This window comes from Bacillus sp. FSL R5-0709 (genome assembly GCF_038004785.1).
GTDB lineage: Bacteria > Bacillota > Bacilli > Bacillales > Bacillaceae_G > Bacillus_A > Bacillus_A mycoides.
Genome location: NZ_JBBORT010000001.1, coordinates 945,629 through 960,591, shown reverse-complemented (window position 1 = coordinate 960,591; position 14,963 = coordinate 945,629). Strand labels below are relative to the sequence as shown.

Here is a 14,963-nt window from a genome sequence, read left to right as displayed (position 1 = left end):
TATGGGCTATGGTGGTAGTTGTGGAGGCTATGGTGGTAGTTGTGGTGGAGGCTGTGGTTTTGGCGGTGGATTCGCCTTACTTGTTGTGCTCTTTATCTTATTAATCATCGTTGGAGCTAGCTGTTGGGGCGGCGGATTCGGCTGCTAATAAGAGGCACTCTTGAGAGTGTCTTTTTTTTATTTCTCAATATAGGGCTAACATATATGTGTTACTATCAAAAGGCGAGATTCCCTAAGCGTAATATAGTAGTTTACCAACTATGAAAGCCACTGTCACAAGAAAACAGTAGGCTTTTATTTTTGTTATTTAACAAGATTAAAACAGGAATTGCCATTTCCCCTCAGTACCATTTTAAAATTGACATAGCACTTCATGCACCATATACTGTTAACAACAGTATACTGTCATTAACAGTATATATTCCAATTCATTCTAGGAGGTATATTCATGAAACATACAGGAAGACATACAGGTGCATTTCTTTTGTTATTTTTAGCAGAAGGTGATAACTATGGCGGACAGCTACTTCAGAAATGTGAAGAAGAACTTCCGGTCAATCCAATTGATAGTGCTATCCTTTACCGCACGCTAAAGAAATTAGAAAACGAAGGCGCTATTGAATCTTATGTAAGTACATCCGTTCCAGATAAACCGAGAAAGATGTACAAAATTACTAAGACCGGCAAAGAACAATTAGCAGATTTTCAAATAGATATTGAGGAAAAAATGAAAAACTTAACCTTTTTCTTAAACAAATATAAAGACTTAAAGGAATCTAATCATGATTAATGGCGCTATCCTTTACACTTTGGCCATTATTCTTACGGGGATTTCTTTTATGAAGGATCGGAATAAAACGAAATTTGCCCTATTAAAATCATGGAAAATATTTCGAAACCTCCTCCCTGCCATGCTCTCCATTATGCTTTTCGTTGGACTATCACTTTCTATCTTAACGCCGTCCTTCATCTCTTCCATCATTGGAGAACAGTCTGGATTTTTAGGTATTATTTATTCAGCACTACTCGGATCTGTGGCACTTATCCCAAGCTTTGTCGTATTTCCTCTTGGTAATACGTTAGTACAGCACGGCGCAGGTCTTCCTCAAGTTGCGGCACTCATGTCTACACTAATGTCAGTAGGAATTACAACCTTGCCGATGGAACAAAAGATATTCGGACGAAGCTTTGCTTACGCTCGTAATGCATCTGCATTACTCATGTCACTCCTATTCTCCTATATCATTTGGGTGGTGATGGTATGAAAGAACTAAAAAGATATCGCTTCTTTTTCATTTTGCTGATTGGACTTATCATTCTAACTTTTATAAACCAATCTTTAGGATGGAGCGCATTACAATTAACGGGGAATAGCATTTTAGATATGTTGTTTCTACTCCCCCCTGTCCTAATATTTGTAGGGTTACTTGATCAGTGGGTGAAGAAAGAAACACTAATGAAATATATGGGAGAAAAGTCCGGCATATATGGAATATTATTCTCTCTATTATTAGGCGGCATTGCAGCTGGTCCCCTCTATGTTGCCTTTCCGATTGCAGCACTACTATTAAAAAAAGGCGCAAGTATTAGGTACATCGTATTTTTCTTAGGTGTTTGGACAACTGCGAAATTACCGATTATGGTGTATGAATTTTCTTCATTCGGAGCTACCTTTACGCTCGTTCACATTTGCTTCGGTCTATTGTTTTTCTACGTAATGGGCATCGTTTTTGAGAGGTTTTATGATCAACGGCAGTTGTTGCAGTATGATATTACGAAAGAAATGTAAAAAGACATCTTTATCTTGTAAAGATGTCTTTTTAATATGAACCTTAATTTTCGTTCTGTAAAACCCTCGCTGCCTTTACTTCCTTTTTCTCTTCTTTTAAGAACAACGATACGATAAAAGCAATAACGATAAAGATTAACCCTAGTGTAAATGCGCCTTGGAATCCAGATGTTAAACCGTTTAACTTCTCTACTGGATCCATTGGATTTGCTGAGCTTTCCATATACTTAGTTGTTCCTGAAGACATTTTCGAAATAAAGATAGCCGTACCAATTGCGCCAGCTACTTGCTGTAACGTATTAAACAGTGCTGTTCCGTGCGGATATAAATCTGGTGTTAATTGATTTAATCCATATGTTTGTGCTGTCATTACAAACATGAGTCCGACCATTAATACGCTATGCATGACAATAATTTGTACCATTGATGTATCAGGAGTAATGCCTTTAAATAAGAACATTGCAATACCTACTAACACAATACCGGGAACGATAACAACTTTCGGGCTAAATTTATCAAATAGTTTACCTGCGATTGGTCCCATTATGGCGCTAATAATACTTCCTGGAAGCATTATTAGTCCTGATTTAAATGCTGTAACGAGTAAAACTGTTTGTAGGAACATCGGTAATAAAGTCATCGTTGAAAATAACGACATCATCACAATGACGATTAATCCAACTGATATTGTAAACATCGGAACTTTAAATGCACGTAATTCTAAAATTGGATTCTCGATTTTTAATTGTCGAACGACAAAAATACATAATGATATAAGCCCAACAATTAAAGTGCCATACACTTTCGCATCAGACCATCCTACATCACCCGATGCACTAAAGCTATACACAAGCCCGCCAAATCCTAATGTCGATAAAAGAATAGATGGATAATCTACTTTTGGCCTTGTTAACTCCGTAACATTTTGAATGTACTTCATCCCAATCATAATTGAAATGATCACGATAGGAATAACAATGTAGAATAACCAGCGCCAATTTAATGAATCCACAATTACTCCAGATAATGTAGGACCAATTGCTGGAGCTGCCATCATTACAAGTGCGATTAATCCCATTGTGGCACCACGTTTTTCAGGTGGACAAATAATTAAAATCGTATTCATTAATAACGGTGAAATTAACCCCGTCGCTACTGCTTGGACGATACGGCCGACTAATAAAACGGAAAATGTCGGTGCAAATCCCGCAATTAATGTACCGACTAAAAACGTTACCATAGCGATCAAAAACATTTGTCTCGTTGTGAGCCATTGCTGAAGTAACGCTGTAATCGGGACTAAAACCCCAACCACCAACATGTAAGCTGTAGAAAGCCATTGAATCGTTGAAGCTGTTACGTCGAATTCTTTCATTAATACAGTTAACGCATTACCAAGTAATGTTTCGTTTAATAATGCAACCATTGCCCCTAAAAGTAATGCAATTAAAATCGGGGTATGTTTCATATTAGAAGTATCAACTTTGCCACTTGCAGGGCTCTTAGTTGTTATATTCATGTATTGATTCTCCTCCTGTTTTTTACTTGAAAATCTTTAAATACACCGGAACACATGTAATATAATATACATATGTAGATTAAAAAGGGAGAATCAATTTAAAGCCATTGTATATTTAATCTACAAAAAAGGAGAATTGTAGATGAACGATAATGAAAAACATCTTGATTTACGTATTAGACGTACACATAAATTACTTTGGGATTCCTTATTTGAATTAATGACGCAATCAAAACAGAAATATAGTACCATCACGATTAACCAAATTTGTGATCGTGCAATGGTACACCGAACAACTTTTTATAAACATTTTGAAGATAAAGATGCTTTATTAGCATTTGGATTTAAACGCTACAGCAAGATGATTGCTGAAATACCGATTTCAGATCGATTAAGTAAACCATTTCAAGTAATGGAACAATTTCTACACCATGAAGAAATCGGTAAAATATTAGAGATGCAAATGTCTGATGAACAATTTATTAGCCGTACACAGTATTTAAGTCACGAAACGAGAAAACAAGAAATAGAAGCGTTAAATCAACTTTGCAAAAACCATACGATGCCAAATGATTTAATCATTGAATTTTATTCAGGGGCAATCACCTCATTAAGTGCATGGTGGTTTAAAAATGAAAGAAGCGTTTCTGCTGCTGAAATGGATAGGTATCTCCACCAACTTATTAACCGGAATATTTTTCAGTTTGAAGAAGAATAACTTCACCATCAAAAAAACGCCTATATAAAATAGGCGTTTTTTACATACTATTACTTACCGATTTTCTTCAAATCCGAACTTTCTATAATTGAACGAGAATATCCATCTTTCCCAACTCGCACCATAGCTCTTCCCAACTGCTCAGAAGTTATCACACTGCCGAATCGCTTCAACAGAGGATTAAAGGGCTTCATCACATCATACATTAATTGGTACAATTTCGTTTTTGATTTCACACCATTTGCCGGAATGATTAATCTTAGTCTAAACATATACGCAGATTTGAAAGGTAAACGTAATAACTCATTTTCCGTTCTCTCCTTCACTCTCGCCCACATCGTACGTCCTGATTCTGTACTATCTGTTCCGCTACCGGATACGTAAATGAATGTCATGTTTGGATTTAACTTCGCTAATGTTTTTGCGGTAGATAACGTTAATTCGTACGTAACTATAGAATAAAACGTCGATAAATTTTCGTTCCAAATATTCAGAATTAATATTAAAATAAACAATGGGGATAGGGGTATGGAATCATAAATTATACATAACGAGGGAATAGAAATGAAAATTCAATTAAAAGCTGATTTAATGCTACTACTAGTTACATTTTTTTGGGGTGCATCCATCCTACTTACAAAGCTTGGACTTGATGGCATAGAAGAATATAATTTAATCGCATTACGATTTATTATTGCCTTTCTTTTATCAGGTTTAATATTTTACAAACATTTATTCAAAGTCGATTTTAAAACTGTAAAATATGCTTTTATACTAGCTTCCGTTTTATTTATCGTCTATATTTTCGCGACTTTCGGTACAAAGTATACAAGTGTCTCTAATGCTGGTTTCTTACTATGTCTCACAGTCATTTTCATTCCGATATTATCAGCTATATTTTTAAAACACATTCCTGAAAAGAAAGTTATATTAGGAATTGTGTTAACGATAATAGGAATTGGCTTATTAACATTAACTAGTGAATTCAAGATCGGTAACGGCGATATATTTTGCATATTGTCTGCTTTATTTTATGCCATTCATGTCATCATTACTGGAAACGTAACAAAACATGTGAACTCGATTGCGCTCGGGGTCATACAACTCGGTTTCGTCGGCCTATTTAGTCTTATTTTTTCATTAGTGATGGAAACCCCAAAACTTCCTAGCACGATCAACTCATGGCTAATCATATTAGCCTTAAGCATATTTTGCACCGCAGTCGCTTTCATCGTGCAAGTTATCGCCCAGCAATACACGACGCCTACACATACGGGACTTATCTTTTCATTAGAACCTGTCTTTTCAGCAGGCTTTGCCTTTGTTTTCACAGGCGAAACGCTCACAGGGAAAGGCTATTTAGGGGCGACGCTTATATTATTGAGTGTGTTGATTGCTGAGGTGGACTTTAAGAGTTTGTTGAGGCCTAATTATAAGAAGAATATAGAGTAAACATTTCACTATGATCAATAAACATACCCCAGAAAAAATATGAGTTTATATCATTCTCTTCACTTAGATTTTCTTTTAAATGAGACTTTTTTAGATGCTATCTTTGAATAAGGTAGCATCTAAAAAATGTTAAAAGAAATTTACCCCTAGTATCTTCTTATATTTTATGTAGCCTTCATATTTGACCTTTTCTACGTTCTTTGAAGTGAAGATGTTCCAAATTACTTACTGAATATAGTCATACAGATTTTTCGCTAACAATAAACAAGTTACTGTAATGAAAAGAGCACGAACATACCCGCTTCCTTTTTTTATAGCAAATTTGGAGCCAACAATCCCTCCAGCAATTTGAGCAATCCCCATTATAAAACCATACACATAGTTTACTTGCCCTACATACATAAACATCAACAATGCACCAACATTACTTCCTAAATTAAGAAGCTTCGCATTACCTGCTGCTTTTAAAAAATCATACCCAATAAATAAAAGAGAAAACATTAAAAACGAACCTGTGCCAGGACCTAGAAACCCATCATAAAAACCAATAGCAAAAACAAAAAAAGTAAAGATAATGACGTGTCGACCAGACAATTTTTTATGAGTGGAAATACTACCCCAATCCTTTTTGAATATCGTATAAATAGCAACCGCACCAAGCATGATCAGCATCAATGGCTTCAGTACTTCTGGGTTCATTAAATGAACGGTCCATGCCCCTATTATGGAACCTATGAAAGTGAGTGGAACTAATTTAAACGCCGATTTCAAATCAAGATTACCAGAACGATAAAACACAATATTACTAGTTGCACTTCCCATTGTCGACGCTAGTTTATTCGTAGCTACTGCACTTGCTGGATTCAGTCCTGTAAATAATAAAGCTGGTAAAGCAATGAGTCCTCCACCACCTACAACTGAATCAATAAATGCAGCTAAAAATCCAAAAGCAATCAAAATAATTAATACTGATGGGTCTAAATAAAAATCCACACTATTAACCTCCCCTTTAGTCACTATTCGAATAGTAACTAATAATTTGCTAAATGTAAACAGTTATTGTAACGTTGAAATATAAAAGCAAACATCGGAGGACGAAAAAAGTGGACTACATAGTGCAACAGCTTAAAAAAATTGGTTTTAATGAATATGAAGCTAAATCTTATGTATCTCTTGTTAAACAGGGGCCTGTCACAGCCTACCAAGTGAGTAAGGATTCGGGTATCCCAAGAGCGCGAATTTATGAGATTTTGGGTAACCTTGTAGAAAAAGGAATTGTCATGAAGGAAGAAATAAATGACACCACTCGCTATTCACCTCTACCTGTTGAAATCTTTTTACAAAAGGCGCAATCAGAATGGCAGTCTACTTATGAAGTAATCAGTGATTCATTAAAAAAACTGGAAACTTTCGAGGAAAAAACGGATAATCGAGTGATTACTTTAAAAGACAATAAAACAATAATTAGCTACTGTCAGGCATTAATAAAAAAAGCCCAAAAACGTATTGTCATTTCAATGTGGGATGAGATGTATGAAGCGTTAAAAGAGGAACTATCTGAGGTAGCTGATAAAGTTACAGTACAAGGTATTACCCTGCATGTTGAAAATCCCATTAAAAATCTAGAAGCCCATCGTATAACACCTTATACAGAAACCCTGTCTACAGAACATTGGTTTATTTTATCGATAGATTCTAAAGAGATGATTTATGGACCATCAATTGAAGAGCGTAATATTGCTTTTTATACAGATGACCCCATTCATATATACTTACTAGAGGATTACGTATGGCATGATGTTTTAGTAAATCGACTTGTCCGACGTAGCCAAGACGATTTGGAGCAATGGATTACTACAGAGAGAAAATCCTTCTTTATGGAAAAATAAGAAACATATTCAAAGAATCAAAGAATAAAGCATAAGTTAATGAAATGGAACACTTATGCTTTATTTTATTTGCAAAGTGATACTCCAGTCTTTTAACTATTTCCCTTCCTCAAACCGCCCTAACTCCTTCAAAAATCGCAGCTTAAAACTACCCACAGGTCCATTCCGATGCTTCGCCACATGAATCTCCGTCATCTCTTTCTGCATCGTTTCCTTATCATAATAATCCTCACGATACATAAGCATAATGACATCCGCATCTTGCTCAATTTGTCCTGTCTCTCTTAAATCAGATAAAAGTGGTCGCTTATCTTGACGTGACTCTACGGAACGAGACAATTGCGATAACGCCACTATACAAACATTTAAATCACGCGCTAACAACTTAAGCTTACGTGAAATTTCACTAATCTCTTGAAATCGATTGCCCTTATGCTTCGGATCGCCCGTAATGAGCTGCAAATAATCTACAATAACTAAAAGCTTTTTATCACCGTGCTTCCTCTTTAACTTACGAGTTTGCATCCAAATATCTTGCACCGTAACGCCTGCATTATCGTAAATCTCAAGTGGTAATTCACCGATCTCCGCAAACGCCTTACTCACCTTTTCCCAGTCTTCCATCGCAAAACGGTGCTTCGGATTTTTCAGCCTGCCTCCTGACACTTCACCTACGCAAGACGCCAGCCTTTTTAACAATTGCTTACTACTCATCTCTAATGAAAACAGCCCAACTGCCGCTCCAGACTTCGCCGCATGCAGTCCAACATTTAACGCAAATGCAGTCTTTCCCATAGAAGGACGCGCTCCAAGAACGACAAAATCACCTTCCTGCAATCCGCACGTCATCTTATTTAACGATGTATAACCAGTCTCAATACCAGTATTCTCTTTCGTATCTTGATGAAGCTCTTCATACAAACCAACTAACGCATCCTTCAAATCAAACTCACATACACAGTCCTTTTCCTCTAACTCACAAAGTTCCGTAATCGTCTCACCAATAATTTTCTCATTCTTCTCCGTAATAAGACGCTCTCCCATCTTGTACCCAAGAACACCAGCCTGATACATCTTCCAGGCACCTCGAACAAGCCCCTCATAATAAGAGAAGTTGCTAGTCGCAGGCACACCATCCATTAACCCTATAAAATACTCCATTCCCCCGATATTCTCCAAAAAATTTGGATTCATCCGAGAAACGAGCGTCACAAGATCAATTGGTTGCCCTTCATCTTCAATTTTTCGCATTAACCGAAATATAGACTTATGCACCGGCATAGAAAAATAATGCTCCGTCAAACGGCACTCCTTAATAAGCTCTCCATCAATTAAAAGAGAACCTAACACCGTCTTTTCCGCCTCCACATTTTGAATACTCATGGACGCCACCCTCGTTCAGTTAAGAACCGCTGCAGCTCTTCCTCTGACAGCGCATTCTTCTCCCACTCCTCGCACCTCGTCAAAAACTCCTCCGTCTCCCCAGTACTAACAGACGACTCCTTCTTCCGAAACTGAGTCGTATCCGCCTCAACCTCACACACTTTCGTAAACCCTTTCCCGTGCCAGCCCCTCAAAATCCCCTTCACATAAGCAACCGTCCGCTTATTATTCTCAAACGCAATTTGAAGAGCCTTCAGCACAAGCTCCTCTGACAAATCTTCCATCCACGCACTCAGTTCCTCCACAGTATGAGGAGACAAACTACCGAAATGTTGCTCATAAAAAGAAAACACACGACTTCCCGTTTCTTCCTCTATAACCTCTTCTTCCGCCTCTGTCTCCTCACAAGCTGGCTCAACATCATCCACAGCCAAATCACTCGGCATACCGAAATGTGCTAAAAGCATCGGAACATTCAGCTCCTCCTCTAGGCACTTCTGAAGAAACATATGTACAAACTCCTTATTCTTCACACCCTTCAGCTCACGAAGCACACACTTCTCCACATTCGTATTCGTCACCGGATTATAACGAAGCCAATTTAAAATAAATAACTCCCTCGTCTCCGCATCATAAAGAATCTTCCCATAATCAATAAAGCGCTGCACAAGCTTATCAACAGTCTCCCGATTATAACCAGTCTCCATCTCAGCTAACCGCTTCGGAAACGGAAAAATCCCGCACTGCGTCGTCTTCGAACAAGTTAATAAATAAACATAAAAATACCGCTCCTCCGGCGTCAAATCCAAAACAAAATCATCCTGCCAAAAATTCACCTGCACAGTACGATACACCGCCATCCTAATTCCTCCTGTCCCGATTCAAAAGTAAAAAATTCTTCTTTGTACTATATATAGGAAGGAGGGGTGGGTTTTTGGCGTGTTATTTCAAATTTTTTTTTGACTACTACTACGGTGTTTGTTGTTGTTTTTGTTTTGTTGTGTTTTTTCTTAGTGATTTATTACTTGGTAGGGGCTTGGAAGGGGTATGGGAGGGGCTAGTTGTCGGTTACTTCGATTAGAAAGACTCGATCTGAGAAGCCGCCTCGTTCTTTTGCTTTCTTTTTTCGGATGTTGTTGATTTCTTCTAGTGTTGTGCCTTCGTGTTCGGCTAGGGCGTTGATTAGTTCTAAGAGGTCGGATAGTTCTTCTTGTGTTTTCTTGCAGAGTTCCTCTATGTATTCGTCTTTGGGTAGGATTCTTGTTGTGGGTGTTTTTCCGTTAGCTTTTATTATTTGTGGGATTTTGTTTCGGATTAGTTTGTTGTAGGTTGGCATGTGGGTTCCTCCGTTAGTTTTTCTTCTATTATAATGGAAAAGCAGTTTAACTAGGTGTTAAACTGCTTCATTGCTTCTTTTATATATTTTTCTTCTCCGGTTGTGAAGAGGGCTGGGAGTTCGGATAGTGGGAGGTTTGATTGTTTAATTATGTCCTCTATATCACTTTGAGATGTATCAAGATAGTTCGTTACCTCTTCTATTAAATTAAAAAATTCCTTCAAGGTAACTTGAACATCTTGATGACTCGGATCCTTCTCTTCTACCTTACACTTTTTCAACTTCCCTATCATATCCATAAATCGCCGATCAAATTTTTCTTTTAATTCCTTATTATCATAAAACGCTCGAACACTATCCGTTGAAAAGTGTTCCTCTAACCATTCTTTATTTTCTTTCTCCCATATGAAAGTTTGCAAAAACGAAGAAAACAAAGCGATATCCACGCGTTCTTCCTTTTGAAACTTCTTCGTCATCTCATCCATATGTGAAAGCACCTTCGCAATTCTTTCTTGCTCTACCAAAAGCACTTCCCTTTGAAAATGCATTTGTCTTAAAAATTCTTCTGTCTCTATATCACGCTGCAATATAATATTTTGAATTTCCCCAAGCGAAAACCCAAGATGCTTAAACGATTGAATTTGCTGCAGCACATACAAATCATCTGTCGTATATAACCGATGCCCACCCTCAGTATAATCGCTCGGCTTTAATAAATTAATTTTGTCATAATAACGAAGCGTCCGCACCGTAACATCCCCAACACTTGCAAACTCACTAATCATCCACGCCATATCATCACCTACTCCGCTAACTTCTCTTTCACATACTGAAGCATATAAGAAAAGCTCATCTCATTCCGCCTACAATATTGAAACAAACCTACAACAAGCAATACAAAAGGAACATTCCTTCTATAACGATGTTCATACTCACTAATACCGTCATAAAAGTACTCATACTTTCTTTTTCGTAAAATAATATAAATCGCAATAAACAACACTGCGGCCATAATAAAAATTCGCTTTCTCCTTATCTCCACTTCTTGTTTCATCACCTATTCTCCTTCCACTGCGTACTTATCTTCTTTAAATAACGGAATTCGAATGAAATAACGATATGGCTCGTCGCGTATTACTTTCCACGCAACCATGATCACTTGAACTACCTCAAGAGCAAACACAATCCAAAACAAAACATCACTAATACGCGAACTAATATTAAATAGAAGAAAAATTAACAAATGAAAGTTGAACGCCTTTCGGCAATGATATTTGTACACTTCATTTTTACGTGCCAGTGTAATGTACATGAGTAGTGGTGAAAAAATTCCTATTGCGGCTGATAGTAGTAACATGATGATGGTATTTCTTTTTTCTTTTGTGGTGGTTTTCATGATTGGTTTGGTCCCCCCTTTTTGATTTGTCTCCTTTAGGTTAGGGGGTGACGTTGGGGGAGGTGCAAGAGGATTATATAGGGGAATTTTGGTACCACTAATATAGAGGTAAAACAAGGCCTTTACCTTGATAGGATGGAAGTCACTGGTTCGAGGCCATTAAACCCCCTTGATGTTCAAGGGGGGGCTTATATATATTAGATACTCACTCTAGATGAAGTACCACTTTCATGGCAGCAATGGAGCAGAAACTCCCCAAAAACATTCACCTATTTATAATACTAACTAAATATAAATATACATCGGCATATTACTTCTCTCTATTTCAATACTAAACTAATAGTAATTCCATATATTATTCCTAACAAAATCGATACAAGGGTACCTAATAGAAAGTATTCGGCCCAATCCCTATCATCCATTTGTTTAAAACGCGCAAGTGATTTAGCTGCCAGAATAAATCCTATTGCTGCATATTGATTTTGGAATACCAATACAATAACTAACATACGTTCAACATACCCTATTATTTTCCCTCTTGAAAAACTCTGTTCTTTGATTACCATATAACTATATTCTTCCGAAATTCTAGTTTGGGCATTATCAGTCTTTAAAACTCCCTCTTTATTTAGAACGTCTTTCAAAGTATATTTCCCCTCAAATAAAGCAAGATGATTAGGTAATGTACCAAGTAATAATCTAATTATATGTCCACTTACCGTAGTTGCAATTATTACCATAACAGCCAAAAACATAACTATATTTATTGGCGAAATAATAGGTTTATTACCTGGAACTAAATGTAATAAAATAAGTATTTTCGTAATTATTGTTGAAATATTAATATCAAATACAAAATAACACACAATTAAAATTGATAAAAAATGAAGAATCTGGTCAACTATAAAAAGAACTAAACTCCATGATTTTACATTATATTTTTCTTTAAATTTATTCATTGTATTTATTTTTATACTATCTATTATAAAATGTACCAACACTATACATGCAGTTGGTAATATCAACTGTGATAAGATATTATTTAAGCTACTATTTAACACGAACAATATTAATAATCCGAAAAAAGTTACTACTGCATGATGAATTAAATGACGCTTTAAATACCTTTCTTTATCTTTAACCATTACATCTGTTTGGCAGTAAAAATCAGCAATTAAATGTGCAATTATTAGAGTTAATAAAATCATTTAAAGTACTTTCCTCTCATCTATTCTATAATTAATTTAAATTATTCATCTTTAACAATTAATTCAGGATAAAATCTATCTAAATCTTTTTGAATGTATTCTCTAATCAAGTTGACAAGACTCTCCGCTATTAACAAATTCTCCTCTCGCTTATTTCTACCATTAAAGCCCTCCATAAATACTAGTGTATCTTTTTGTTTATCAAACACTTTAAATATCATTTCGCTAGCTCCTTTTCTAAAGTGGCTAGATATAGTAGAGGTTGTTTTACCCAATTCTTGTGCAATTCTCTTCTGTTCTCCAAACACTGCATATAAAGAACAAACTAATTTTTGTTGAGGAGCTTGATCACTTATCATTTTATCTTGAAGTTGAGCCAGTAAATTCATATTCTCTACTAACTGATTTACCTTCTCCAAATTGGAAGATTCTTCATAAATTTCAAATATTATAGACGTATCTCTATTTGTATCACCTTTAATTCTTTCATTAGCCATTCTTGCTCTTTTTATTAACGGATGATTCCATGAATCAATTTCAATAGATTCTAAATTATCATCAATATAACCACAAGCTATACCAAAATACAATTTTTGTTTCTTAAACTTCCAAATCAAACTCATATAAAAAGCAATTATATACGCTGTAGCATAATGATCAGCTATCAGTAAAATTTCATCGCCCATCCGATGCTTAACTTTTATTGTAGTCTCCTTACTACTCCAACTACTTATGTCACTTTCCCATTCCCTCAAGTAATTTGTTAATTCTTTCCAATTACCTTCTGAAGTAGAGTTCGTAACGTCCATTATAAAAACTGAAACAGGGTATTTCATGACTTACCTCCATTATTTTTCATACATATAATTCAGCTTACTTATTTAACAAGTCATAAATTGGCATGTATTTAATTTTATAACACATAAAAAATATCTATTAATGGAATAACCAATTCATATTTTGTCTCATTAAAATTAATTTTATTTCAACTCAAGGATTTACTCTAATTTTAATCTAACTCGAGGATTTACTCTAACTCCTTATTAATTCGAGGATTTACTCTAACTCCTTATTAACTCGAGGATTTACTTTAACTCCTTATTAATTCGAGGATTTACTCTAACTCCTTATTAACTCGAGGATTTACTCTAACTCCTTATTAACTCGAGGATTTACTCTAACTCCTTATTAACTCGAGGATTTACTCTAACTCCTTATTAACTCGAGGATTTACTCTAACTCCTTATTAACTCGAGGATTTACTCTAACTCCTTATTAACTCGAGGATTTACTCTAACTCCTTATTAACTCGAGGATTTACTCTAACTCCTTATTAACTCGAGGATTTACTCTAACTCCTTATTAACTCAAGGATTTACTCTAACTCCTTATTAACTCGAGGATTTACTCTAACTTCTTATTAACTCGAGGATTTACTCTAACTCCTCATTAACTCGAGGATTTACTCTAATTTTAATCTAACTCGAGGATTTAGTCTAACTTTTTACTAACTCGAGAATTTACTCTAGCTCTTCACTAACTATTTATTCAAATCGCTTTTAGGTTAGTTTTAATCATTTGATTATTATTAATACACTATGCAATTTCTACAAATAATTAAATTGAATTCGCTTTAAAAATTTAATTTAGTATTCCCATTAATGTACTAAATTAAAATAATTACTCTTTAAAGTAATAGCTATTTGCGTTTGTTCGTTTTGTAAAATCACATGTAGTACTACTTAAAAAAGTGTGTAATACTATAACGAATGATAACAATTCTTTTGATAATAGTGATGTGCTCTTTAAATCGTTCTGTAGCCCAATGCTAAAAAATATACATCGTTTACTTGTAGTGTAGTACAGCAGTAGCCATAAAGAGTACTCCATTTAACTTATCATTTCTTATCCTCATCGCCAGTTGTGACGAATCTTTTCCCCAACTTTATGAGAAAGTCCTATGTTTAACATAGAGAGCTATCCATCTAATTGGAATTGTTAGTAATAATCACTACCCACATACAATCTGCACAATTATTACGGTCTGTCAAACCGAATAGAACTTGATTGTTCAAACCTACCTCTTTTCATTTAGATGACACTCCAAGTTAGGGACCCGTACAATACTTAATCGCATGGTTTTACAGGTTAACTACCTGCTACTTATAAAAATGGTTAGAATTAGTAAGCATCTATATAGAAAAAAAGTCTGCTTTTGTGTTTCTTTATGCCGGACTGCACACAAATCGAATGATTTTAGATTATGACAGAAG

The 14,963-nt window shown here is 35.6% G+C and carries 18 protein-coding genes; 7 read left to right on the top strand and 11 right to left on the bottom strand.

Translation table 11 applies throughout. The features are described 5' to 3' along the window. The first annotated feature begins 1 nt into the window (after position 1). The 4 genes from MKX37_RS04855 to MKX37_RS04840 all read left to right on the top strand — a co-directional run bounded on the left by MKX37_RS04855 (position 2) and on the right by MKX37_RS04840 (position 1,789). Positions 2-148: a YjcZ family sporulation protein gene (locus MKX37_RS04855; RefSeq protein WP_000540380.1), complete on the top strand. Its 147-nt coding sequence runs from the start codon at positions 2-4 to the stop codon at positions 146-148. Positions 149-448: 300 nt separating this feature from the next. Further along, complete coding sequence (locus MKX37_RS04850; protein ID WP_050000900.1) at positions 449-790, top strand: PadR family transcriptional regulator; 342 nt, start codon at positions 449-451, stop codon at positions 788-790. Further along, positions 783-1,265 (top strand): hypothetical protein, encoded by a 483-nt coding sequence (locus MKX37_RS04845; RefSeq protein WP_002188538.1) that lies wholly within the window; start codon positions 783-785, stop codon positions 1,263-1,265. The genes MKX37_RS04850 and MKX37_RS04845 overlap by 8 nt, the downstream gene beginning before the upstream one ends. Further along, positions 1,262-1,789, top strand: coding sequence for a permease (locus tag MKX37_RS04840; protein WP_078422044.1), 528 nt, complete (start codon positions 1,262-1,264; stop codon positions 1,787-1,789). The genes MKX37_RS04845 and MKX37_RS04840 overlap by 4 nt, the downstream gene beginning before the upstream one ends. A gap of 43 nt (positions 1,790-1,832) precedes the next feature. Here MKX37_RS04840 and MKX37_RS04835 read toward each other — a convergent pair whose 3' ends face one another. Next, positions 1,833-3,308 (bottom strand): MDR family MFS transporter, encoded by a 1,476-nt coding sequence (locus tag MKX37_RS04835; RefSeq protein WP_078422043.1) that lies wholly within the window; start codon positions 3,306-3,308, stop codon positions 1,833-1,835. Positions 3,309-3,450: 142 nt separating this feature from the next. Between MKX37_RS04835 and MKX37_RS04830 the strand changes: the two genes are divergently transcribed. Next, positions 3,451-4,026, top strand: a complete 576-nt coding sequence (locus tag MKX37_RS04830) for a TetR/AcrR family transcriptional regulator (RefSeq protein ID WP_078422042.1) — start codon at positions 3,451-3,453, stop codon at positions 4,024-4,026. A gap of 50 nt (positions 4,027-4,076) precedes the next feature. On the opposite strand, the gene MKX37_RS04825 is transcribed toward MKX37_RS04830, so the two are convergent. Further along, a complete protein-coding gene (locus tag MKX37_RS04825; RefSeq protein WP_087996496.1) occupies positions 4,077-4,421 on the bottom strand; it encodes a hypothetical protein in 345 nt (114 codons plus the stop codon). Between the two features lie 169 nt (positions 4,422-4,590). On the opposite strand from MKX37_RS04825, the gene MKX37_RS04820 reads away from it, so the two are divergent. Beyond that, positions 4,591-5,478 (top strand): DMT family transporter, encoded by an 888-nt coding sequence (locus MKX37_RS04820; protein WP_002134700.1) that lies wholly within the window; start codon positions 4,591-4,593, stop codon positions 5,476-5,478. A 225-nt stretch (positions 5,479-5,703) separates the two neighbouring features. On the opposite strand, the gene MKX37_RS04815 is transcribed toward MKX37_RS04820, so the two are convergent. Further along, positions 5,704-6,471 carry a TSUP family transporter gene (locus tag MKX37_RS04815; protein ID WP_078422041.1) on the bottom strand — a complete coding sequence of 256 codons (768 nt, stop codon included), beginning with the start codon at positions 6,469-6,471 and terminating at the stop codon, positions 5,704-5,706. Between the two features lie 110 nt (positions 6,472-6,581). Between MKX37_RS04815 and MKX37_RS04810 the strand changes: the two genes are divergently transcribed. Next, complete coding sequence (locus MKX37_RS04810; protein WP_078178717.1) at positions 6,582-7,367, top strand: TrmB family transcriptional regulator; 786 nt, start codon at positions 6,582-6,584, stop codon at positions 7,365-7,367. A 96-nt stretch (positions 7,368-7,463) separates the two neighbouring features. On the opposite strand, the gene dnaB is transcribed toward MKX37_RS04810, so the two are convergent. The 8 genes from dnaB to MKX37_RS04770 form a co-directional block, all read right to left on the bottom strand. Then, complete coding sequence (gene dnaB / locus MKX37_RS04805; protein WP_078422040.1) at positions 7,464-8,750, bottom strand: replicative DNA helicase; 1,287 nt, start codon at positions 8,748-8,750, stop codon at positions 7,464-7,466. After that, positions 8,747-9,610, bottom strand: coding sequence for a DnaD domain-containing protein (locus MKX37_RS04800; protein WP_078422039.1), 864 nt, complete (start codon positions 9,608-9,610; stop codon positions 8,747-8,749). Before MKX37_RS04800 ends, dnaB begins: the two co-directional genes overlap by 4 nt. A gap of 197 nt (positions 9,611-9,807) precedes the next feature. Continuing rightward, positions 9,808-10,086, bottom strand: a complete 279-nt coding sequence (locus tag MKX37_RS04795) for a nucleoside triphosphate pyrophosphohydrolase (RefSeq protein ID WP_078422038.1) — start codon at positions 10,084-10,086, stop codon at positions 9,808-9,810. Positions 10,087-10,136: 50 nt separating this feature from the next. Then, the gene (locus tag MKX37_RS04790; protein WP_016126637.1) at positions 10,137-10,880 is read right to left on the bottom strand and encodes a MerR family transcriptional regulator; all 744 of its coding nucleotides are present in this window, start codon (positions 10,878-10,880) and stop codon (positions 10,137-10,139) included. Positions 10,881-10,888: 8 nt separating this feature from the next. After that, complete coding sequence (locus MKX37_RS04785) at positions 10,889-11,140, bottom strand: hypothetical protein (protein ID WP_016126636.1); 252 nt, start codon at positions 11,138-11,140, stop codon at positions 10,889-10,891. A 3-nt stretch (positions 11,141-11,143) separates the two neighbouring features. Next, on the bottom strand, positions 11,144-11,482 hold the full coding sequence (locus MKX37_RS04780) for a DUF4870 domain-containing protein (protein WP_016126635.1): 339 nt from the start codon (positions 11,480-11,482) through the stop codon (positions 11,144-11,146). A 320-nt stretch (positions 11,483-11,802) separates the two neighbouring features. Beyond that, positions 11,803-12,690, bottom strand: coding sequence for a DUF3307 domain-containing protein (locus tag MKX37_RS04775; RefSeq protein ID WP_078422037.1), 888 nt, complete (start codon positions 12,688-12,690; stop codon positions 11,803-11,805). A gap of 41 nt (positions 12,691-12,731) precedes the next feature. Next, positions 12,732-13,526, bottom strand: coding sequence for a hypothetical protein (locus MKX37_RS04770; protein WP_078422036.1), 795 nt, complete (start codon positions 13,524-13,526; stop codon positions 12,732-12,734). Between the last annotated feature and the right edge of the window lie 1,437 nt (positions 13,527-14,963).

Bases quoted from the DNA above. Each gene is read 5' to 3' on its own strand.
- MKX37_RS04855 (WP_000540380.1), top strand. From the start codon at position 2: ATGGGCTATGGTGGTAGTTGTGGAGGCTATGGTGGTAGTTGTGGTGGA.
- MKX37_RS04850 (WP_050000900.1), top strand. From the start codon at position 449: ATGAAACATACAGGAAGACATACAGGTGCATTTCTTTTGTTATTTTTA.
- MKX37_RS04845 (WP_002188538.1), top strand. From the start codon at position 783: ATGATTAATGGCGCTATCCTTTACACTTTGGCCATTATTCTTACGGGG.
- MKX37_RS04840 (WP_078422044.1), top strand. From the start codon at position 1,262: ATGAAAGAACTAAAAAGATATCGCTTCTTTTTCATTTTGCTGATTGGA.
- MKX37_RS04835 (WP_078422043.1), bottom strand. From the start codon at position 3,308: ATGAATATAACAACTAAGAGCCCTGCAAGTGGCAAAGTTGATACTTCT.
- MKX37_RS04830 (WP_078422042.1), top strand. From the start codon at position 3,451: ATGAACGATAATGAAAAACATCTTGATTTACGTATTAGACGTACACAT.
- MKX37_RS04825 (WP_087996496.1), bottom strand. From the start codon at position 4,421: ATGACATTCATTTACGTATCCGGTAGCGGAACAGATAGTACAGAATCA.
- MKX37_RS04820 (WP_002134700.1), top strand. From the start codon at position 4,591: ATGAAAATTCAATTAAAAGCTGATTTAATGCTACTACTAGTTACATTT.
- dnaB (WP_078422040.1), bottom strand. From the start codon at position 8,750: ATGAGTATTCAAAATGTGGAGGCGGAAAAGACGGTGTTAGGTTCTCTT.
- MKX37_RS04800 (WP_078422039.1), bottom strand. From the start codon at position 9,610: ATGGCGGTGTATCGTACTGTGCAGGTGAATTTTTGGCAGGATGATTTT.
- MKX37_RS04795 (WP_078422038.1), bottom strand. From the start codon at position 10,086: ATGCCAACCTACAACAAACTAATCCGAAACAAAATCCCACAAATAATA.
- MKX37_RS04790 (WP_016126637.1), bottom strand. From the start codon at position 10,880: ATGGCGTGGATGATTAGTGAGTTTGCAAGTGTTGGGGATGTTACGGTG.
- MKX37_RS04785 (WP_016126636.1), bottom strand. From the start codon at position 11,140: ATGAAACAAGAAGTGGAGATAAGGAGAAAGCGAATTTTTATTATGGCC.
- MKX37_RS04780 (WP_016126635.1), bottom strand. From the start codon at position 11,482: ATGAAAACCACCACAAAAGAAAAAAGAAATACCATCATCATGTTACTA.
- MKX37_RS04775 (WP_078422037.1), bottom strand. From the start codon at position 12,690: ATGATTTTATTAACTCTAATAATTGCACATTTAATTGCTGATTTTTAC.
- MKX37_RS04770 (WP_078422036.1), bottom strand. From the start codon at position 13,526: ATGAAATACCCTGTTTCAGTTTTTATAATGGACGTTACGAACTCTACT.